This window comes from Exiguobacterium sp. s194 (assembly GCF_018618275.1).
In the GTDB taxonomy this organism is placed as follows: Bacteria; Bacillota; Bacilli; order Exiguobacteriales; family Exiguobacteriaceae; genus Exiguobacterium; species Exiguobacterium chiriqhucha.
Window position 1 is genome coordinate 77,935 of the sequence record NZ_JACSLT010000002.1, and the last position, 21,807, is coordinate 99,741.

The 21,807-nt window shown below is 53.6% G+C and carries 18 protein-coding genes; 9 read left to right on the forward strand and 9 right to left on the reverse strand.

Annotated features, from left to right (window positions below):
* The first annotated feature begins 2 nt into the window (after positions 1-2).
* A complete protein-coding gene (locus KNP85_RS02305; protein ID WP_021066447.1) occupies positions 3-200 on the forward strand; it encodes a CsbD family protein in 198 nt (65 codons plus the stop codon).
* Positions 201-241: 41 nt separating this feature from the next.
* Here the strand turns inward: KNP85_RS02305 and KNP85_RS02310 are convergent, their stop codons facing one another.
* From KNP85_RS02310 to KNP85_RS02345, 8 genes are all read right to left on the reverse strand, one after another.
* Positions 242-1,162: a CAP domain-containing protein gene (locus KNP85_RS02310; RefSeq protein ID WP_214714126.1), complete on the reverse strand. Its 921-nt coding sequence runs from the start codon at positions 1,160-1,162 to the stop codon at positions 242-244.
* Between the two features lie 113 nt (positions 1,163-1,275).
* Entirely contained in the window at positions 1,276-2,511 is a 1,236-nt protein-coding gene (locus tag KNP85_RS02315; RefSeq protein ID WP_131471861.1) for an exo-beta-N-acetylmuramidase NamZ family protein, read from the reverse strand.
* A 161-nt stretch (positions 2,512-2,672) separates the two neighbouring features.
* Entirely contained in the window at positions 2,673-4,307 is a 1,635-nt protein-coding gene (locus tag KNP85_RS02320) for a C39 family peptidase (RefSeq protein WP_214801072.1), read from the reverse strand.
* A 113-nt stretch (positions 4,308-4,420) separates the two neighbouring features.
* Positions 4,421-5,179 carry an ABC transporter permease gene (locus KNP85_RS02325; RefSeq protein ID WP_021066451.1) on the reverse strand — a complete coding sequence of 253 codons (759 nt, stop codon included), beginning with the start codon at positions 5,177-5,179 and terminating at the stop codon, positions 4,421-4,423.
* Positions 5,179-6,027 (reverse strand): ABC transporter ATP-binding protein, encoded by an 849-nt coding sequence (locus KNP85_RS02330; RefSeq protein ID WP_021066452.1) that lies wholly within the window; start codon positions 6,025-6,027, stop codon positions 5,179-5,181. Before KNP85_RS02330 ends, KNP85_RS02325 begins: the two co-directional genes overlap by 1 nt.
* Complete coding sequence (locus KNP85_RS02335; RefSeq protein ID WP_021066453.1) at positions 6,024-6,227, reverse strand: PLD nuclease N-terminal domain-containing protein; 204 nt, start codon at positions 6,225-6,227, stop codon at positions 6,024-6,026. The genes KNP85_RS02330 and KNP85_RS02335 overlap by 4 nt, the downstream gene beginning before the upstream one ends.
* Before the next feature lie 106 nt (positions 6,228-6,333).
* Positions 6,334-6,747 carry a universal stress protein gene (locus KNP85_RS02340; RefSeq protein ID WP_029594922.1) on the reverse strand — a complete coding sequence of 138 codons (414 nt, stop codon included), beginning with the start codon at positions 6,745-6,747 and terminating at the stop codon, positions 6,334-6,336.
* A gap of 109 nt (positions 6,748-6,856) precedes the next feature.
* Positions 6,857-8,338, reverse strand: a complete 1,482-nt coding sequence (locus tag KNP85_RS02345) for a SulP family inorganic anion transporter (protein WP_029594923.1) — start codon at positions 8,336-8,338, stop codon at positions 6,857-6,859.
* Positions 8,339-8,563: 225 nt separating this feature from the next.
* Here KNP85_RS02345 and KNP85_RS02350 point away from each other — a divergent pair, with 225 nt between their 5' ends.
* The 6 genes from KNP85_RS02350 to KNP85_RS02375 are packed head-to-tail and all read left to right on the forward strand — an operon-like array spanning position 8,564 to position 14,289.
* Positions 8,564-8,881 (forward strand): ArsR/SmtB family transcription factor, encoded by a 318-nt coding sequence (locus KNP85_RS02350; protein WP_021066456.1) that lies wholly within the window; start codon positions 8,564-8,566, stop codon positions 8,879-8,881.
* A 13-nt stretch (positions 8,882-8,894) separates the two neighbouring features.
* Entirely contained in the window at positions 8,895-9,254 is a 360-nt protein-coding gene (gene arsD, locus KNP85_RS02355; protein WP_029594925.1) for an arsenite efflux transporter metallochaperone ArsD, read from the forward strand.
* 14 nt (positions 9,255-9,268) lie between these two features.
* Complete coding sequence (arsA, locus tag KNP85_RS02360; protein ID WP_035385731.1) at positions 9,269-11,026, forward strand: arsenical pump-driving ATPase; 1,758 nt, start codon at positions 9,269-9,271, stop codon at positions 11,024-11,026.
* Positions 11,023-11,301, forward strand: a complete 279-nt coding sequence (locus KNP85_RS02365; RefSeq protein ID WP_029594927.1) for a Fe-S cluster assembly protein HesB — start codon at positions 11,023-11,025, stop codon at positions 11,299-11,301. Before arsA ends, KNP85_RS02365 begins: the two co-directional genes overlap by 4 nt.
* 30 nt (positions 11,302-11,331) lie before the next feature.
* A complete protein-coding gene (locus KNP85_RS02370; RefSeq protein ID WP_035385645.1) occupies positions 11,332-12,618 on the forward strand; it encodes an arsenic transporter in 1,287 nt (428 codons plus the stop codon).
* Positions 12,619-12,630: 12 nt separating this feature from the next.
* Positions 12,631-14,289 carry an FAD-dependent oxidoreductase gene (locus KNP85_RS02375; protein WP_029594929.1) on the forward strand — a complete coding sequence of 553 codons (1,659 nt, stop codon included), beginning with the start codon at positions 12,631-12,633 and terminating at the stop codon, positions 14,287-14,289.
* Between the two features lie 182 nt (positions 14,290-14,471).
* On the opposite strand, the gene KNP85_RS02380 is transcribed toward KNP85_RS02375, so the two are convergent.
* A complete protein-coding gene (locus KNP85_RS02380) occupies positions 14,472-15,602 on the reverse strand; it encodes a GGDEF domain-containing protein (RefSeq protein ID WP_029594930.1) in 1,131 nt (376 codons plus the stop codon).
* A 214-nt stretch (positions 15,603-15,816) separates the two neighbouring features.
* Between KNP85_RS02380 and pulA the strand changes: the two genes are divergently transcribed.
* Together pulA and KNP85_RS02390 are read left to right on the forward strand one after the other, a co-directional pair.
* Positions 15,817-18,738, forward strand: coding sequence for a type I pullulanase (pulA, locus tag KNP85_RS02385; protein ID WP_029594931.1), 2,922 nt, complete (start codon positions 15,817-15,819; stop codon positions 18,736-18,738).
* A 225-nt stretch (positions 18,739-18,963) separates the two neighbouring features.
* Complete coding sequence (locus KNP85_RS02390) at positions 18,964-21,786, forward strand: sensor domain-containing protein (protein WP_029594932.1); 2,823 nt, start codon at positions 18,964-18,966, stop codon at positions 21,784-21,786.
* Positions 21,787-21,807: the final 21 nt, after the last annotated feature.

Sequence of the window (21,807 nt, forward strand, 5' to 3'; positions counted from 1 at the left end):
ACATGAAAGACGGACTAAACAAAAAAGTTGATGGTTTGATCGATAAAGCGGCAGGCAAAGCGAAAGAAGCGGTTGGCAAAGCGACGGACAATCAATCGCTCAAGCGTGAAGGCCAGAAAGATCAAGTGAAGGGTACGGCCAAAGAGAAGACCGGCCAAGCCCAACAAAACCTCGAAAGCCTGAAAGACGAACGCCGCTAATACAAAACGGGAAGTCGCGACAATAGCGACTTCCCGTTTTTTCATTTGGTCAAAAAGACTTGGACATGAATCGTCGAGCCTTGCGCGTTCTTGGCCTTGCCGACACCGAGGTGCGTGAAGTTCCCGTTCAAGATGTTGGCGCGGTGGCCGCTCGAGTTCATCCAGGCGTTCACCGCTGCGCCTGGGTCGTTCGACCCCATATAGATGTTCTCACCCCAACCACGATAGCTGACATCGTAGGCATCGAGCGTGTCCCCTGGGCTCCCGTTCTCACGGAGCTGATGCGAGAACTGGCCCGTCTGTGCCATCTCGTCGGCCCGGACTTGGGCGACACGGTTCGCTTCGCCCGACGCTGCGAGCGCCGATAAGCCAGCCGTCTGACGCTCTTCGTTCGTCTCGGCCAAGACACCGCTCGCCGGGGCTTTGAACGTGATGTGTTTCGCCAAAATATACCCCGTCTTCGTGCCGATGTTCACTTTATACCAACGCGTCGTGCCTGTGTAACGATACGAGATCGTCTCAAGCTTCATTCCTTGGCGCAAGAACACGACGTTCGACGAGGTCGTGAGCGGACGCGACTTTAAGTAGACGCTCGATGGGGCGACGTACGTCGCCTTCGTGAACGCGACTTCGGCTGTCGACAGCTTGATATACGTGGCCGGAACGTAACCGTACCCCGTGCCCCATTGGATTTTGTACCAGCGGGCCCCGTTCGTCGTAAATGACGTCCGGACCATTATCGTGCCGTCGCGAACAATTTTACCTACACTCGTCGCTGAGCTTGACGGTGTTTTTCGGACGTTGATTTGACTGATTCCCGTAACGGAACCTTTCGTGTTGACGGCCGTCTCACGATATGAGGCTTCGACCGTGATCGGATTGACGGTGAGCGGGGACGTCGGGGTAAATGTGAACGCGGTCGCTAAGGCGGCAGCGAGCAAGACTGAGGCAGATTTTTTCAAAATGGGAAGCTCCTTTTTCGATAATATAACCATATAATATATTGAATAGGGCGGGAATGGGTATTACCATTTGATTACAAAAAGAGGCAGACTCAAGTGAGCCTGCCTGCTCCTTATTTATACAACAAATACTCTTTCCGAATCGGCAAGAACGCATCGCGCTCGGCATCGACTTTCGTCATGATCGCCTCAAGCGACTCGCCGGCGAGAATCATGTCTTTCACGTAGGCGTTCCCGGTCAGCTTCGTGATGAAGTCGTTTGAGAGGAACTCGAACTCGTCCGGATACAGGTCGTGCGCCGTCTTGACCATGGCGATACCGGTCTTGACCGCTTCGAACTTCGTCGGCTCTGTGACGTACACCTCGACGCCGTGCGACAGTTTGCCCGCGTTCTTCGAGAACGTCGGCGTGAACGAGGCGGCACGGAACGTGACGCCCGGAAGCTCGAGCGCGTTCAGCGTCTTAGCATAGTCATGCGCCTTCACGTAAGGGGCGCCAATCAATTGGAACGGTTTCGTTGTGCCGCGTCCTTCTGACAGGTTCGTCCCTTCGAACAGACCGGTCGCCGGATAGACGTTGACCGTGTCCGTCGTCGGCATGTTCGGTGACGGCATGACGAACGGGAGTCCCGTATCCTCGTACAGCATCGAGCGCTTCCAACCCTTCATCTTGACGACTTCGAGGTCGGCTTGAATCTGATACTCCGAATTGAACAAGCGTGCGAGCTCACCGACGGTCATCCCATGCTTGAGCGGGATCGGATAGAGGCCGATGAAGCTCGAATAGGCCGGGTTGAGCACTGGACCTTCGACGCGGAGGCCACCTTGCGGGTTTGGACGATCAAGGACGACGAACGGGATGCCATTCTCGGCTGCGGCTTCCATCGCATACGCCATCGTATAGATGTACGTATAGAAGCGTGTGCCGACGTCCTGAATGTCGAAGACGAGCACATCGACGTCTTTGAGCATCTCGGCCGTCGGTTTTTTCGTCGCTCCATACAGACTATAGACGGGGAGTCCCGTCACTTCGTCGATATATGAACTGATCGTCGATCCGGCTTGCGCATCACCGCGGACACCGTGTTCTGGTCCGTACAGTGCCGTCAATTCGAAATCATCTGAGTTATGAAACAAGTCGACGATGCTCGTCATGTTGGCATCGATTCCGGTCGGATTCGTGATCAGTCCGACTCGTTTACCGGCCAAGATTTCAGGATTGTCCATCAACCGGTCGACCCCGAGTTCGACTTTCGGTTTCTTCGGCTCTGACTTGGCATCGGCATCGAGCAACATGACAGATGACGTGACGAGCGTGAGGGCGGCGAGGCCACCAATCCATTTCTTCATAACTTTTCCTCCTTCATGAATGTAAGCGCTTTACTACTTATTGGAAAGTGTACCATTCTGTATTTTTAATTCAATATAAAGTGAATAAAATAGGAAATTTTATTTCTGAATTTGATTCGTTGTACCTAAAAAGCCACCGGATTTCTCCGATGGCTGGTCGATTATCGTACGGCAAGTGCTTTCCATCCCGTCGCGCCCATGACAGAGCTAACTTGGCTTTTCGGGATGACAAGGCGACCGCGGTACGGGTCGTTGATATAGAGGTTGTTCTTGTCATAGCCCGTCGCGAGCATGACATGATAATTGACGAAACCGGTGAATTTTTTGTTCGAAGCGGTATACCAATTGAAGTGACCGTAAGGCTGTTTAAAGTCGACGCTTGCCCAGACGATGACCGGATTGCCGAGTGACAGCTCGCGCTCGATTGAAGATAATCCTTGGCCGGACAAGTCTTTCACAGGCCGGTATTTGCTCGAGAAATTGATCATGCCTTTCGGATAAATGCCGTAGTTGCGATATTTGCTGAGCTTGCCTTTCGGGTCGCCTGTGAACATGACGTTCGGGTCGACCCAGCGGTAGAGCCGATTCTCATAGCGGGCGTTCCACATGCTTTTCGGCATCTCCCGATATAGCGTCTCGGCGCTGACGACGCGTCCTTTTTTCTCGAGCGCCATCTTGAGCGAGAAGAACTCGCAGCCGGACGGGTAGCCCATAGCAAATTGACGATAGAGCGGCACGCTCATCTTATAGGTGGAGAGCGGGTTGCTATAGGCGCCCCGGGCATCGAACGCGGCGTTACCGATGCGTTTGTTCTTATACATGACGCCCGACAGATCGAAGAAATACCATTTGCCGTTGATGACTTGCCAATCTGTCTTCTTCGTCAAGGTCGGTGCAAAATATTCGTATTGCGTCGTATATTTCCAACCAGTCTCACGGACGCCGGTCGAGTGGAAGTAGTAATAGCGAGTCCCGACCTTGTGTTTTCCTTGCAAACGATAGCCGTAGACGGGATGGAACCCGTACACTTTGCCGTCAATCGTCTGCAGGCCGTAGCGACGTTTTCCGTCCGTCCCGAAATAGTAATAGCGAGAGGCGACTTTTTGAACGCCGGCCAACCGATAGCCGTACGTCTCGTGGAAACCGTAAACGGTCGTCCCAATCTTTTTCAGCCCGTGCTGGCGTACACCGCTTGTACCGAAGTAGTAGTGGCGCGTGCCGATTTGGTGCCAGCCGGTCGCGACCTGTCCGTCTTTCAAGAGCAAGTATTTCTTACCGTTGATCGTGTACATGCCCGACCGAATCGTTCCGTTTTCGAATATGTAATGCTTCACGCCGTTGACGGTTTGCCAACCGCTCAACCGTTTCCCTTCAAGAGAGAACAAGTAGCGTTTCCCGTCCACGGTCAAAAAGCCGGTCGCCATGACGCCATTCGATTTGAAGTAATAGAGACCGTTCGTGAGTTGTTGCCAGCCTTTCAGCTGCTTCCCGTCGGCGGCGAACAAGTAGATCGCCCCGTCAATCGAATAGCGCCCGGTGACGAGCACACCGTCCGTTTCAAAATAATATGTAGCGCCATCGATTGCTTGCCAACCGACGGCCATCGTCCCATCTGCCGCGAAATAGTACGTCTTGCCGTCAATCACTTGCCAGCCGGTCAGCACCGTGCCGTCTTCTGTCGTATAGACCGTTCCCGTCGTCGTCGTTTGAAACCCGGCCGCGGCATGGACGTGGTCGTTACTGAGGATGATGCTCATACTGATGGCCAAACCTGCAACTACATGACTCCACTTCATAGTCGTTCCTCCACAATCGAATTGCAAAATTGGAATTATTTTGTAAATTAAGTATACATGAGAAAAGCCGCCCTGACTCGGCGGCTAAAGGACTATTTTGAGAAGGTGTTACATCAGGACGAACGGCTTATGAACAACAACCGTTTCGAGGCGACGAAGAGCGTCGCGCCAATCAACAAGACGCTGCTGACGATCGGCCAAACGAGTAAACTCTCGCCCATGAGCACTTCGGCCGATAACGAGCCGAGCCGCCACGGCATCCAGTCCCACTCGAGCCACCCGAGAAGGAGTGACATGATGAAGTGGAGGGCGAGCGTGATGACAAGGGCGACGAGGCCGCTCTCGAGCAACGCTGCGAACAAGAAGAAAATCGATAGCTGGACGACGAAATGGAGCATGAGCAGCCCGGTCGCGATCAAGAAATCGGTGACGTCGAACGAATCGAACAAAACGATTGTATAGTAGGCGGCGCTCAATTGGGCGAGGCCGATGGCGACGACGGCGAGTAGCGAATAATGTCCCCATTTGCTGAGGACAATGCGCGTGCCCGGAATCTTGAGCGACTTGAGCCAGGCGAGCGTGCCGAGCGACCGTTCGTGACTGAACGTATGCATGGCGGATAACAGCACGACGAGCAGGCCGATTTGTCGCAACTGTTCGCTCGCCGACATGAGCACTTCTTCTGGTGACGGGGTCGGAATTTCGATGACCGCCCCGTCCGGCAGGTTGCCGCCCGAGGCCAAGATGTCCGGGAGGAAATAAAGCGTGAGCGGTTGCATCGCCGCAAGCAACATCAAGGCAATCGGTACCCAAATCATCCGTTTATTGCGCCATGACTCTTTCCACTCTTGTTTGAAGATGGCCAGTTTCATCAGGCGTTCACCTCCAAAAAGAGTGACTCGAGCGATGGATGCCCGACATGGAGCGATTGGAGTCTTAGACCGCGCTCCAGCAGCAACTGCAGTAGCGCCCGTTCCGTCACGTCTTTCGCGTCGGTCTCCAGTTCCCATGTCGTCCCGGAGCGGGTGGCGTGGCTGACACCCGGGAGCGTTCGCCACTCATCCTCTGTCACGACGTCGTTGAACAGACGGACTTGAATCGAGGACTTCGAGCCGAGCAAATCGGTCACGGTCCCTTCCATGAGCAGGCGACCTTGTCGGAGCAGGAGTACCCAGTCGCTCGCTTCCTCGGCATCGGGGAGCACGTGCGTCGAATAGAGAATCATCCGCTCTCGTTTCAAGTCGCTTAAGAGGTCGAGTACTTCCCGGCGGCCGCGCGGGTCGAGCGCCGAGACGGGTTCATCGAGCAGTAACAGCTCCGGGTCATGCACGAGTGCCTGGGCGATGCCGAGCCGTTGCCGCATGCCGCCGGACAAGTGTGCCGCCGGTCGATCGACGGGCTCGAGTCCGACCCGTTTCAACAGATGGACCGGGTCGACATTCGTGACGCCGGTCAACTCGGCCGCATAGCGAATCGTCTCGACCGGTGTGAGCGATGGATAGAGCGCCGGTCGCTGTGGCAGATAGCCGATGCGGATGGCGTCATGCCCGACGATCTGTCCGGACGTCGGTGTCGTCACGCGGGCAATCATATTGAGCAGTGTCGTCTTGCCGGCCCCGTTCTCACCGAGGAGCGAGGTACAGCCGGGGCGGAGCGAGAAGCTGACGTCGTCGAGCGCGGTGAACGTGCCGAATCGTTTCGTCAGTTGGGTGACGTTCATCGCTTCGTCCGTCCCCATAGGAAGTAGACGATCGGCCCGAGGATGTTGATGAATAGGATGACGAGAAGCCATACCCATTTCGGTCCATTCGTTTCTTGCCGTTTGAGCAAATCAATCAAGGCGACGACGAGCAAGATGAGTTGCAACACGAGCAATGGCAAGAGGATGAGCAATAAATTTGAGTCATTGGTAATGTCCAATTAGGTTCCTCCTTCATAAATGAGTTCACTATTCCATTCCACATATAGGACCTATTTCCTGTATGGAACAGAAAAAAGCCCTTTCTCCGTAAAGAAAGGGTGGCAATCATTTGACGATGATGACCGGGGCGAGGGCGCGTTTGGCGAGCTTATGGCTGACGCTGCCGAGCACGAACTCTTGAAACGTGTTCAGTCCGCGTGAACCGACGACGACGTACTCGTACGGTTGATGGTTCGCGTATTTGACGAGCTCGACGTCCGGCTCCCCGCGAAGTTCAATATATTCATATTCAAGCCCGGCTGCAACGATTTGATCGAAGAGCGGTTGCAACATCAATTTGCGTTTCGCTTCGAGATCGATTTTCCCGGTCGAGTTGAGTGCGGCTTCTTTCGATTCTTTGGCGCTGACGACATGGACGATGTCGATGGATGCGTCTGATGCCTTGGCGAGCTGAATCGCTTTCTCAAGTGCCCGCTTCGAGTGGGCAGATCCGTCTGCCGCTAAAAATACCTTTCCCATTGAAACGTCCTCCTCTTTCACACAATCTACTTTTAGTATATGCGATTTACTAGAGCCATGGATATAAAATAGGGAGCGAACGTGAATGTTCACTCCCGAAGAAATTGAATCAATGGCCGACGCTTGTTTCTTGTTGCTTCAAGTGCAGCGCGAGCGTATTGAGCAGTTTCTCTGAATCTTTGTTCAAGTTCAACAGTTCCGGCTCGATCCCGACTTCACGGTACTTGAAGACAACTTTATCGATGGCACCGATGGCCGAATCGTCCCATAGATGCGTGTTCGAGAAGTCGATTGTGACATGTTTGATCCCGGCTTCGGCGTCTTCGGTCACATCGAACTGATTGACGAACTCGGACGTCGAAGCGAAGAAGAGCTGACCGTTCACGACGTAGCGGGCACGGTCGGCGTCTACACTGCGGTCAAGTTCGACTTTCGAGATTTTTGCGGCGAACAGGATGGCTGCCGTCAAGATCCCGGCGAACACACCGAGTGACAAGTCGTGCGTGACGACCGTGACGAGCACCGTCACGAGCATGACGACCGTATCCGATTTTTGAGCGGTGCGCATCGCTTTGAGCGAGCCCCAGTCAAACGTCGCATACGAGACAAAGAACATGACACCGACAAGGGCGCCGACCGGGATGAGCATCAACACGTCACTCATCGTCATGATCATGATGAATAACGCGAGTCCGGCGACAAACGTCGACAGACGGCCGCGAGCACCGGACGAGACGTTGATGACCGATTGACCGATCATCGCACACCCTGGCATCCCACCGAAGAGACCGGCGATGATGTTGGCGATACCTTGTCCTTTTGATTCTCGGTTCTTGTTCGAATCCGTGCCCGTCATGTCATCGACGATTTGTGCCGTCAACAGCGACTCGATCAATCCGACGAAGGCGAGGGAGATCGAGTAGGGGAGGATGATCATCAACGTCTCAAACGTCAACGGGACGTTCGGGAATAAAAATTCCGGGAGCGTTGCTGAAATCGTACCCATGTCGCTAATGTTTTTCGTCTCGAGCCCGAGCGTGACCGCCAGAATCGTCATGACGACGATGGCGACGAGCGGTGCCGGGATGACTTTGTTGATGCGTGGGAACAAGAAGATGATGGCGAGCGATCCAATGACGAGCGCCCAGATAATCCAGCTTTCACCTTCAAAGTTCGTCAACTGTGCCTGGAAAATCAAAATCGCGAGCGCGTTGACGAAGCCGACCATGACGGCGCGCGGGATGAACTTCATCAAGCGGGCGATGCCGAAATAGCCGAGCGCGATTTGAATGATTCCTGCGAGAATCCCGGCAGCGAGTAAATACTGCAACCCGTAGTCGGCGACGAGCGAGACGATGACGAGCGCCATCGCCCCGGTCGCAGCCGAAATCATGGCCGGACGACCGCCGGCAATCGAGATGACCATCGCGATGATGAATGACGCGTATAACCCTACCATCGGATCGACGCCAGCGATGAGCGAGAACGCAATCGCCTCAGGGATGAGGGCGAGTGCGACGACGAAGCCGGCTAGGACGTCGGCCCGGACGTTGCCGAGCCAATCTTGTTTAATCGTATTCAATTTTTCCAAAAGAACACACCTCTCTATATATTTTTTGACTTTGATCTCCGAGTCTCACGAAGATCAAACGCCGCATTATATGAGAGAAGTCGTTCGACCGACACATGTTTTCACAACGTGTTCCATCATACCGAACTTTTTATGAGAAGACAATTGCTCCGCATGAGAAACTATGGTATTTTCATAACGTAAAGGTTATATAACGGATTTGTTATACAGAGAAGGAGAATGACGATGCATACGGTAGATGATTTAAGTAAAGTGCTCAAAGTACTCGCCGACCCGACCCGTTTGACGATGCTCAAACAAATGCAAGGCGGAGAGCAATGTGCCTGCAGTTTTGTTGATTGTTTTGACATCTCGCAGCCGGCCATCAGCCGCCACTTGAAGATGATGCGGCAAGCAGGGCTCCTGTTAGAGCGCCGCGACAAGCAATGGATTCACTATCGATTGAACGAGACGAGCCCATTCTACTCAATCGTCATCGATTTGCTCGACAAAATCGAGACGGTCGAGGCGAATTGTGACTGCGAAACGGACTGTGCGATTTAAGGAGGAGTCAACGATGAAACTTGAAGTATTCGAACCAGCCATGTGCTGCCCGACCGGACTTTGTGGTCCTTCAATCGATCCGGAGCTGACGCGGATTGCGACCATCCATTACGTATTAAAACAACGCGGCTTTGATGTGGCCCGTTATAATCTCGCCTCCGAGCCAAACCGATTCGTCGAGAACGTCCATGTTCAAGCTGAAATCGCGAACGGCCTTGAGACGCTCCCACTCACGGTCGTCGACGGTGCCGTCGTCAAACGAGGCGCTTACATGACGAACGAGGAGATTGCCGAGTTGACAGGACTCCCGGTCGAAGCGTTCGCGAAACAAGATGGCGAAAAGCCGAAAGTCCGCATCACGCTTAAAAAATAAGGAGGCGGGTCATGATGAATCGCTTTGATTTCACGACAATCGAACCAACGCGCTATGTGTTTTTGACCGGTAAAGGCGGTGTCGGCAAGACGTCGACCGCTTCGAGCCTCGCGTTGACGCTTGCTGACCGCGGTAAGCGAGTCTTGCTCGTCTCGACCGACCCTGCGAGCAACCTTCAGGACGTGTTCGAGATGGAGCTCGACGAGACACCACGCCTCGTCCCGGGAACCGGTCTGTTCATCGCGAACTTCGACCCGGAAGAGGCGGCGAAGCAGTACATGGAACGGATGGTCGGTCCTTATCGCGGTGTCCTTCCGGACGTGGCCATCCAGTCGATGGAAGAACAGCTGTCCGGCGCCTGTACGGTTGAGATCGCGGCGTTCGACCAGTTTACCGAGTTACTGACGTCTGAGTCGGCACGTGAGACATACGATCACGTCATCTTTGACACGGCACCGACTGGTCACACGCTACGGTTGTTGACGTTGCCAAGTGCGTGGGACGAATTTTTAGAGACGAATACGACCGGCGCGTCTTGCCTCGGTCCGCTCGCTGGTCTGGCCGACAAGCAACTGCAATACAAACGGGCTGTCGAGACGCTCACCGACGGCAGCGAGACGACATTGTTGCTCGTCGCCCGTCCCGAGACATCGACGCTCGTCGAGGCGGCGCGTGCCGCGATCGAGCTTCACGCGATTGGAATCGAACAGATGCAACTTGTCATCAACGGCGTCGTCGCATCAGACGAAGGGACGGACCGCTATACGAAACGGTTCATCGAGCGTCAACAACAAGCGCTCCACGAACTGCCGAAAGGCATCGCCGACCTCGAGACGTTCACGTTGCCATATGCGTACGAGAATCTCGTCGGTGTCCCGGCGCTCCGACGCTGGGTAAACGGGGAGACGGCCACCGTCCTAACTACAAGCTATGACACAAGTCATTATGGCTCGATCGACCGACTCGTCGATGAAATCGAGAGGGATGGACCGAGCGTCATCATGACGATGGGGAAAGGCGGGGTCGGCAAGACGACGCTCGCCTCGCTTGTCGCCGTCGCGCTCAGTGAGCGAGGGCACGCCGTCCATTTGACGACGACAGACCCGGCCGCACATGTGGCTTTCACAATCGGGTTGGATGTCCCGGGTACGTTCACCGTCGATGCGATCGACCCGAAAGTCGAAATCGAGAAGTACCGGATGGACGTGTTCGGGGAAGCGGGGGATATGAACGAGGAGCAGCGCATGATGCTCGAAGAGGACTTGCGCTCGCCATGCACCGAGGAGATTGCAGTCTTCCGCGCCTTCGCCGATCAAGTGGCGAAAGCGAAAGACCGCTTCGTCGTCATCGATACGGCGCCGACAGGTCATACGCTGCTTCTCTTGGATGCGACCGAGAGTTATCACCGCGAACTCGAACGATCGACAGGGGTCGTCCCGGAAGCGGTTCGCGACCTGTTACCAAAACTGCGCGATCCGAAACAGACGCACGTCATCATCACGACGCTACCTGAAGCGACACCGGTGTATGAAGCCGAACGGCTCGTCGCTGACTTGAAACGGGCCGAGATTCAACCGTTCGCCTGGGTCGTCAACCAATCGTTCACACCGCTCGATGTGACAAGCAAGCTGCTGACGGCGAAAGTTGCGAGCGAGACGCCATGGCTCGAACGGGTGAACGCCTATCCGCGTCCGACGTTACTCGCATGGCAAGAACAACTGCCGGTCGGTTATCCGGCACTGTCACAACTACTCAAGGAGGAAGTTACATGAAAATCACGAATGAAGCCATCGATTTTATGAAAGACGCACTGGTTGAAGAAGAAATCAAATCAGTCCGTATCTGTACGGAAGCCGGGTGCTGTGGACCGACGCTCGGTCTAGTCGTCGCGGCTCCGGAAGCGACGGATGCGGTCAAAGACTTCGACGGCCTCACGTTCGCCGTCGCGAACGACGCCGAAGCGATGGCGGAAAACGTTACGCTCGACGTCGAGTCGACAGAAGACGGCGTTAGCCTTGTGCTTCGCGGTCTGCAACAGACTTGCTAAAAAAATAGAGATTTATTGGAGGAACTCATTGTGCAGTGGATTGCTAGTATTATCTTTTTGGTCACGCTCTTCCTCATCATCAAGCAACCGAAAGGCCTTGGCATCGGTTACTCGGCGATGGGGATGGCGGTCATCGCCCTTCTCACCGGGGTCGTCAATTTAGATGACGTCGGTACTGTCTGGGGAATCATTTGGAACGCGACGTTCACGTTTATTGCAATCATCATCATCTCGCTCATTTTGGACGAGATTGGATTCTTTGAATGGGCTGCCTTACATATGGCCCGCATCGCCAAAGGCGGCGGCGTCAAGCTGTTCGTCTATATCACGTTGCTCGGTGCGCTCGTCGCGGCGTTGTTCGCGAATGACGGGGCGGCGCTCATCTTGACGCCGATTGTCCTCGCCATGGTGCGGGCACTCAAACTGCCGGATGCGGTCGTTTTGGCATACGTCATGGCGTCTGGGTTCATCGCTGATTCGGCGAGTCTGCCGTTCGTCGTCTCGAACCTCGTCAACATCGTCTCGGCCGATTTCTTCGGCATCGGTTTCGCCGAATATGCGGCACGGATGGTGTTCGTCAACGTCTTCGCCGTCGCTGGAAGTTTGCTCGTCTTGTATTTGTATTTCAAAAAGGACATTCCGAAGCAGTACGATTTATCGAAACTCGTCGAGCCGGCCTCGGTCATCAAAGACCATAAAATGTTCCGCTTGTCGTGGGTCGTGCTCGCACTTCTCGTCATCGGATACTTCACAAGCGATATCGTCGGCATCCCGGTCTCGCTCGTCGCTGGGATTATCTCGTTGTTCTTCCTGATCATGGCGAATCGTTCACCGGTCGTGCCGACCCGGTCCGTCCTACGCGGGGCGCCTTGGGCGATCGTCTTCTTCTCGCTCGGGATGTATATCGTCGTCTACGGTCTGCAAAACGCGGGACTGACGCAAGTGCTCGCCAACTTCATCGACTGGTTCGCCGTGAACGCCTTCAGCGCCACGTTCGGGATGGGCTTCTTGGCCGCCATCTTATCATCGGTCATGAACAATATGCCGACCGTCATGATTGACGCGCTCGCCATCGATTTGACGAATACGACCGGTCAGATTCGGGAAGCGCTCATCTATGCGAACGTCATCGGGTCCGATCTCGGTCCAAAAATCACACCGATTGGGTCGCTCGCGACGTTGCTATGGCTCCACGTGCTCCGCACGAAAGGGCTTAAAATCGGTTGGGGTCAATACTTTAAAGTCGGGATCATCTTGACGATTCCAACGCTCGCCATCACCTTGCTTGGACTATACATCAGCCTACTACTTTACTAAGGAGTGTTTAATATGAAATTGGTCATCATCGGTTCAGTCGCCGCCGGTACATCGGTCGCGGCAAAAGCACGTCGTAACAACGAAGACGCACAGATTACGATCTACGACCGCGACTACGATATCTCGTACTCGGGTTGCGGTATTCCGTATTATGTCGGCGGCGAAGTCGAGTCGCGCGACGATTTGACGCCTCGCGATGCGGCATTCTTCAAGAAACGCTACAACATCGACGTCATGACACGTCATAACGTGACGGCAGTCGATGCCGACGCACAGACGGTCACGGTCGAGAACCTTGAGACGGGTGAATCGTTCACGGACAGCTATGATTCGTTGGTCCTCTCGACAGGTGCCTCGAGCATCATCCCGCCGATTCCGGGTGTCGATTCGGACAACGTGTTCCCAATCCGTAACATTCAGAACGCGGAAGCGACACGTAACTTCGTCGATGCGACGAACCCGAAGCATGCAACCATCATCGGCGCCGGGTTCATCGGCCTCGAGATGGCTGAGCAGCTCAAACTGCGCGGCGTCGAAGTTACGGTCATCGAGCGTTTCCCGCAAGTGATGCCACCACTCGATAAAGATATGGCTTGTCGCGTCGAGGATCACCTCGAGAAGAACGGGATCGAGCTCATGCTCGGGGAGACAGTGACAGAACTCGTCGGTGATGGTCATGTTGAACGCGTCGTCACGGAAAGTGGCAAGACGATTGATACGGACCTCGTCATCCTCTCCGTCGGTGTCCGTCCGAACACGGAACTCGCGAAGTCGATCGGTGTCACAATCGGCGAGACGGGTGCGATCGCCATCAATGAGCGGATGGAGACGAACGTGAAGAACGTCTATGCGGCCGGCGACGTCGCCGAAAGTTTCTCGCTCGTCACGGGCAAACCGATTTGGCGTCCGCTCGGTTCGACGGCGAACAAGATGGGTCGTGCTCTTGGTGACCTCATCACAGGAGGCGACCTTGAACACCGTGGCATCCTCGGCACAGGCATCTTCAAAGTGTTTGGCCAAGCCGTCGCCCAGACCGGTCTATCGGAACGTGAGGCCCGCGAGCTCGGGTATGACGTCGAAGTGCTCCATAACACGAAGCCGGACAAGCCGGCTTATATGGGCGGGAAAGACTTGACGATTAAAGCAATCGGCGACCGGTCGACACGCCAATTGCTCGGCGTTCAAATCGTCGGGTTCGAAGGTGTCGACAAGCGCATCGACGTGTTCGTCACGGCTATCACGTTTAAGGCGAAAGTCGATGACTTGTTCCATCTCGACCTCGCGTACGCTCCGCCGTTCTCGACGACGAAAGACCCGGTCATGTACACGGGCATGGCGCTCGCGAACAGTATGAATCAATCGGCGCGACTCATCACACCGGGTGAGCTGCAGAAGCGGATCGATGCGGGTGAAGACATGCAGATTATCGATACGCGTAAAGCTTCGCAGTTCGAAAAAGCATGTGTCGACTGTGCGGTCAACATCCCGCTCGGTAACTTGCGTGATGCCGCCAAGGACATGGAAAAAGACAAGCCGACCGTCGTCTATTGCAACGGCGGGGTGACGGGGAACGCGGCTCAAAACGTGCTCCGCAACCTCGGTTTCACCGACGTTTACAACTTGTCAGGTGGGAATAAAAATTATCAACTCTTTAAAAAATACGGGAACTAACACAGACGGCGTCCGAGCCATTCGGACGCCGTTTTTTGGTATGCTGAGAAGTGAGGTGAACAGGATATTATCGGGTGTTGCATGAGAAGGACGAAGCGTTCAAGCTGAGCTATCGTTGGCACTTAGAGGCGTTAGAAGAATGGAAGAAACTATAATGAACCCCTGATGCCGCGCATCAGGGGTTAGTTCGCTTTCTTTTCGTTCCACTTGCCGAGTCGGTTGCGTCCGCTCCGTTTGGCGACATATAAGCCGACGTCGGCTTTTTTAATCAGTTGGCTCGACGTGGCGATTTTGGACTCTGACGTGCTGGCGATGCCGATGGAGACGGTGACGTCAATGAAGGATCCGTCCGGCAATAAGAACGGCGTTTCGGCGATTTGCCGCAAATAGCGTTTGCCAATGACGAACCCTTGCGACAACGTGCAGTCAGCCAATAAAACCGAGAATTCTTCGCCGCCGTTGCGGCAGACCATGTCATCGGTCCGGGCCGTCTTCGTCAACCGGTTGCCTAATTCGACCAAGATGGCATCACCGGCATCATGGCCGTACGTATCGTTAATCGATTTGAAATGATCGATGTCGAGGAAGAGCAAGGCGACGTCTTGCGTTCCATTGAACACTTCCTCGTCGACGCGCTTCATCTCTTCTTCGAAGCGGCGGCGATTGCCAAGTCCGGTCAACGAGTCGGTGAAGGCCGCTTCTTTATATTTTGAAATGAGCCGTTCCGAGCGTTGGATTTTATGGATGCCCCCGTAGACGATATGGAGAAGGTATCCGGCCGAGTACCCGATGGTGATGAAGGCGAGGAGCGTCATCACATACATTTCGATTTGATTATAAGTGCTGACGTTTAACAGCGAGAACAACGAGATGAATCCGAGGCTGATCGCATTGACGATCCGGATGTCACGCGCCGGTTTGATTCGTTCACGGAACCATAGGAAAGCGACAGCAATCGATGCGGCGAGCGTGTAGTCGAGAAACGTGATCAACAAAAGCGTCTCGCTCAAGATGAACGGCAAAACGAGAATGCTCGCGACATACGTGATCCGTACACCCGGCAGGCCGAAATAGAGCGCCGACATGATGATGGGGACAAACCCGTATTGAAAGTCGGCCTGCGCGTTCCACAACACGCCGTGCAGGGTGATCACAATCGATAGCCCGGCAAGTAAGAAGGAGATGGTGACTTGACGCCGGAGCGGGAGCTTCGTCGTCACGCCCAGCTTCGTGAGGCGCGAAATAATATAGAGACCGACCAGCAACAGACTGGCGTTGGCGATCAAGTTGTTAATGAGGTTCGTAAGTGACATATATTTAAAATTCCTCCTCTAACTTCTATATACAGTCCATTAATCCGAAAATGCAATTATTTTCGGAATGGAAAATAGCGGAGGTTTCCCAAGTGATGGCGCAAAGAGGAAGGCGTTAGGTGTTTGTCTAGAAAAACATTGAATTCCGAAAAGGAAACGTTTACAATTTTTGTGTAAGCGTTTTCCTAAAATCATGCTACAAGGAGGGACCCACATGGTCAACAAGCGATGGAAACAGGCATGGGCAGTTGTGCTAACGTTTGCACTAGTGTTCTCAATGTTTCCGATGTCATCGTCCGCTCTCGATAAAGGCAAGTCGACGCTCGTCGTCGTTCACTATCAAGAGGCCCCGGACAATCAAACGGATTGGAACTTATGGCTTTGGGCGAATAACCCAGATTATTTCCCGAATAAAGCCTTCGCCTTCAACGGCGAGGACGATTTCGGAAAGGTGGCGGCCTACGAATTCCCGGTCGATTCACCTGAAAAGCTCGGTCTCATCGTCCGTACGGACAACTGGGAGAAAGATAAAGGGTCGGAGAACGACCGCTTCATCACGAGCGATATGATCAAAGACGGCGTTGCCGAAGTATGGATCAAGTCAGGGGACTCGAAAATCTATACGTCGAACCCAGACGGGGAGACGGCAGCAACGGACGTAGATATGAAAGTTCATTACTTCCGTTACGACAATACATACACGGACTGGGGTCTTTGGACATGGCCAGACGGTGGCGACGGTCAAAACATCAACTTCGATGAGACGGACGCCTTCGGCGGTGTCGCGAACGTGAAGTTTGCCAACCCGGACGCGAAGAAACTCATCGGACTCGTCACGAAAAAAGGCGAATGGGCCGAAAAAGACGGCACAGACCGTTTCGCGCTCAGCACGGCGAAAGAGATTTGGCTCGTCGAAGGGGATTCGACGATTTACTATTCAGAACCAGAAATCGATCGTTCACCGAAAATCGTCTCATTCGAGGCGGACACGTTCCGTCAAGCGGAGCTCACGCTCAACCGCGTCATCGACGAGAAGTTCTTGAGCGAATTGACGGTCGAAGGTGCGACCGTTGAATCGGTTGAGAAGTCAGGCGACAAGTCGGTCACCGTCCGTTTCAGTGCAGACATCGATTTGGCGGCGGTCATCACGGCGAAGCACCCGACGTTCGGAGATAAAGTACTCCAAGCGGGCGACGTCCTCCGGTCACCGGAGTTCGATGCGAAATACGCCTATGATGGCAAACTCGGCGTGACTTACAAGCAGTCAAAATCACAATTCGTCCTTTGGGCCCCGACGGCACAAGACGTGAAGCTCGAACTATGGAACATGCCGAAAACGCGTCCAGCTTCAGATAAAGACTTGAAGAAGACGATCTCGATGAAGCGTGGCGAGCGCGGCACATGGGTCGCGGACGTCCGTGGCGATTTGGACGGCATCGGCTACACGTACAACGTCAAGCACGCGTCCGGCAGCGTCCGCGCGGTCGATCCGTACGCGACAGCAGTCGGTGTGAACGGGGACCAAGGGGTCGTCGTCGACTTGAACGAGACGAAACCGAAACGTTGGAACTCGATGAAGCCGAAATTGGCGAAACGGACAGACGCCATCATCTATGAGACGCACGTTCGCGACTTGTCGATTTTCGACGTCACGTCAGACAAGTACGATTCAGGGATTAAAAACAAAGGCAAATATCTCGGTGTCGTCGAGCCAGGCACACGCCTCCTCGTCAACGGCAAGAAGACAGCCACAAAGACTGGCCTCGACCATATGAAAGACCTCGGTGTCACACACGTCCAGTTCATTCCGGTGTACGACTATAACACGGCCTCGGTCGATGAGACGAAACCGGATGCATCATACAACTGGGGGTATGACCCGAAAAACTATAACGCGCCGGAAGGCTCGTATTCGACGAATCCATATGATGCGAAAGTCCGGATTCGTGAGATGAAACAAATGATTCAAGGGCTCCATGACAACAACTTGCGCGCCGTCATGGACGTCGTCTATAACCACATGTTCGATGCGCAGGCGTCGAACTTGCATAAGATCGTCCCAGGTTACTACTACCGTTACACAGAGGGCGGCGACTTCGCGAACGGAACGGGCGTCGGCAACGACACTGCGTCTGAACGCAAGATGATGCAGAAGCTCATCGTCGACTCGGTCGTCTATTGGGCGCAAGAGTACCATTGGGACGGGTTCCGTTTCGATCTCATGGGCATCCATGACGTCAAGACGATGAACCAAGTCCGTTCGGCGTTGAACAAAGTGGATCCATCTATCCTCGTCTTCGGCGAAGGTTGGGACCTCAGCACGCCGCTCGACCCGGCGAAGAAAGCGAACCAGAAGAACGCATACAAGATGCCAGGCGTCGCACACTTCAACGACAACATCCGCGACGGCTTGAAAGGCAGTGTCTTCATCGACACGGACAACGGCTTCATCAACGGGAAAGCCGGCCTTGAGAACCGCATCAAGACAGGCATCGTCGGTGAAATCGATTATAGCGCCGACATCAAAGGCTTCACGAAAGAACCGACGCAAGCAATCACGTACGTCGAAGCGCACGACAACCACACGCTCTGGGACAAGCTTGAACTCACGAACCCAGAAACGTCGGAAGCGGACCGTACGAAGATGCACCGTCTCGCGTCGAGCATCCTCTTGACGAGCCAAGGAACAACGTTCATTCATGCAGGTCAAGAGTTCATGCGCACGAAAGAAGGCGACCACAACTCGTACAAATCGCCGGACCGCATTAACCAAATGGACTGGAAACGGGCCGCCGACCGTAAGGCGGACGTCCAGTACATGAAGGGCTTAATCGAAATGCGTAAAGATAACCCAGGTCTCCGCATGACGAAGGCGGTTGACGTGAAGAAAAACTTGAAATTCTACAAAGCCGAAGCGAACGTCATCAGCTACTCGATTGATGACAAAGCACCTGGCCAGAAGAAAGACTTGTTCATCACGCACAACGCCAACGCTAAGACGGTTAAAGTGAAATTGCCGAGCGGGCAATGGAACCTCATCGTCGATGGGAAACAAGCGGGCACGAAGACGATTAAACGCGTCTCGGGCACGGTCGATGTACCGGCCTACGGATCGGTCGTCGTGAAACAACGTTAAACGGGAGACCACGGACTCAATTGAGCCGTGGTCTTTTATGATGCTTGAAATAATGACATTAATTTCAAAATATGTACAAAAGAGAGATTATTCCCCTTATTTTCAAAAGTAGAAGCCTCCTTGACGGGTTCCATCTTATATAATCAAAGTAATACGACATTCATGTGACGTTCGTCACACCGGGGAGTGGTGGAAATAGGCTTCTTCCGACAATGGAAGCATGCATTGGAATCAAACGTTGAACAAATGGAACGTGGAGAACGAATCAATATCGATCCGCTCCTGTTAGATCAGTATCCAGATGCCGTCTATGTACTCGATCGAGAGTTAAGGCTCGTCGACTCGAATGAAAAACTGTCGCTTCTTTTTAACGGGGAAGAAGAGCGGTTCGTCCATCCGGCATCATGGTTGCCTGAGACAGAAAGTGAACGGGTCCAGACGTTCCATCAACGGTCGCTCCAAGGTGAAACCGTACATTATGAACTGCAAGCGCGGAACGAGGACGGTCGCTCGATACATCTGTCCATCACAAATACACCGCTCTATACAGGGCGGGTCATCACGGGCCTTTACGGCGTCGTCAAAGATTTGACGACACAGACGGAGTTGAGAGAACGTTACAATCGGATGAAAGTGAGCCGATCGCTATTCGAGCGGATCCCTGGACTCATCTTGATTGAACTCGACCTTGAAACGGGCACGTTCTACCACTCTCCGCAAACCGGACAACTGCTTGGTTTGACAAAACGACAGCTCGCTGAGATGAAGCGGGAAGATTTTCGAAAATTGATTCATGAAGACGATCGGGGTGCGTTCGCGGCGGCAATCGAAACGTTGCTTCAAGACACCGAACAATTTGAATACGAGACGCAACTTCGCGCTTTTAACCCGAAAGTGGAACAGTATTTGGAGTTGATTGTAAAAGTCGGTATATCGAAAGATCGCAAAGCCGTCACATGGGCGATGTTTGATGTGACGAATCTCGTCACGGCCGAGGAAGAATTGACGAGAGAACGGTCGAAAGTAAGGCAGCTTTGCGAGATTGTCGACTCAGTCATTTTTGAGCGCTATTTTGAGTCAAAACAATTCAAGTTTTTGACGCCGGGCTTCTCACTTATCTTTGGATATACGGAAGACCAATTCAACGCTCACCCGGATTACTGGCAAAAAGTTGTCGTTCCAGATGATATTCCAAAAATCAAACAAGCGCGGGAAGTGACACTGAACGGAAAACCATCGACGTTCTCGTATCGTATATTCGCCAAAGGGAACATCAAATGGATCGAAGAGAATCGGGAACCGATTTTTTCTGCGGGCGGGAACGTCATCGGATTCCGGACGCTCGTCAAAGACATCACGCAGTTGAAAGAGCAACAAGAAGAGATTTGGCGTCTTGCCTCGCTCGATCCGATTACAAACATGCCGAATCGCGAGTCGATCACGGAGTCGGTATATCATTTGACCCGCAAGCGGGACCCGTTCACGCTATTCTCGCTATCGTTCAATCGGATTGCCGAGATCAATCATACGTTCGGCTACGAACTTGGCGACGAGTGGCGTGTGGCGACGGTGAACCAATTGATTCGCCTATTGCCGAAAGACGCCATGCTCGGGCATTTAGATGCGGATAACGTGCTCATCGTCTTGCCGCGACGCATGGAAGATCCCGAAGTGCTCGCGCTCGGGAAAAAGCTCGGCACGCTCTCGACCCATCGCTTCCGCGTTGATGTCTATGACTTATTCGCCCGCATTTCGATTGGGGTGAGCCGATATCCGGAAGACGGGGTGCAGGCGAGTGAGCTAATTAAACACGCCTGTATTGCCATGAACCGAGCCGACAAGAAAATCGGGGCTCAACTTGAACTGTATTCCTCACAAATGGATATTGAGTCATTAAAGCGATATGAACTGCTGCGGGATATGCGTGGGGCGCTTCAAAACAAAGAGTTTTATTTAATGTATCAACCGAAAGTGAACGCGTGGACCGGACAAATCGTGGGGGCCGAGGCACTCATGCGTTGGACGCATCCGACGTGGGGATCGATTTCACCAGCCGAGTTCATCCCCCTCGCAGAGGAGAGCAGCCTTCATCTCGAGCTGACGAATTGGCTGATTGAAGAAGTGTGCCGCTATTTGATGACGCTCCCGAAAAAAGTGCCGATTTCAATCAACGTCTCAGCCAAATATTTATATCAAGAGCATTTCGAGCATGTGATCGAGGACACGCTCGCCCGTCACCATATCCCCGCGAGCTATCTCGAGGTCGAAATCTCGGAGACATCGCTGTTAGAAGACGCCCAACAAATCACGCAAGCGTTCGAACGATTGAATGATCTTGGCATCCCGATCGCGTTCGACGATTTCGGGAAAGGCTACTCGTCGCTCGCATACTTGCAGGCGTATAGCGCTCAGACGATTAAAATCGACCGGGTATTCGCCCACAACGTTAACCAAAGCCGGAAGGCCCAAGGAATCATTCGCAGTCTACTCCTCATCGCCGAGGAGTTCGGGATGAATGTCGTCGTCGAGGGTGTCGAGATGATGGACGACCTGCTCCGCCTCCGCGAATTTGGCTGTCACGTCATTCAAGGATTTATTTTCAGCCGTCCGCTCAAAGAGTCAGAGTTCGAACAAGCGCTCGAAGCTGGAACACTGACGCCGATCGAAGAGTATGTCGAGACGCTACCGTCGTCGAGTCGATTGATTCATGCGGGCATCACCATCACGCGCTTGCGCAATCGAGACGTCGCGGTTGGCACATCACCAATCGTCATCATGCGTCGCGGCTTCAAGGCCATCGCCTTTTACGGGTCAATCCGCTTACCGGTTGATAGTGATCTCAGCCTCGTCATCTTGCTTGACGATGGAATGGCACCATTCCCGATTCAAGTGAAGCGTTTGACCGAGCTTGCCAATGGCCTCTATCAATATGAGGCGTCATATGAACAGACGGTTGAACTTGAAAAACGATTGACTGCCTTGGAAAGCGAAAAACCACGAGGCTTTACGATTCAAAAAGCGAAAGACTTGATCGATCAGACAGACTGAAAGCGAGCCGATTGGCTCGCT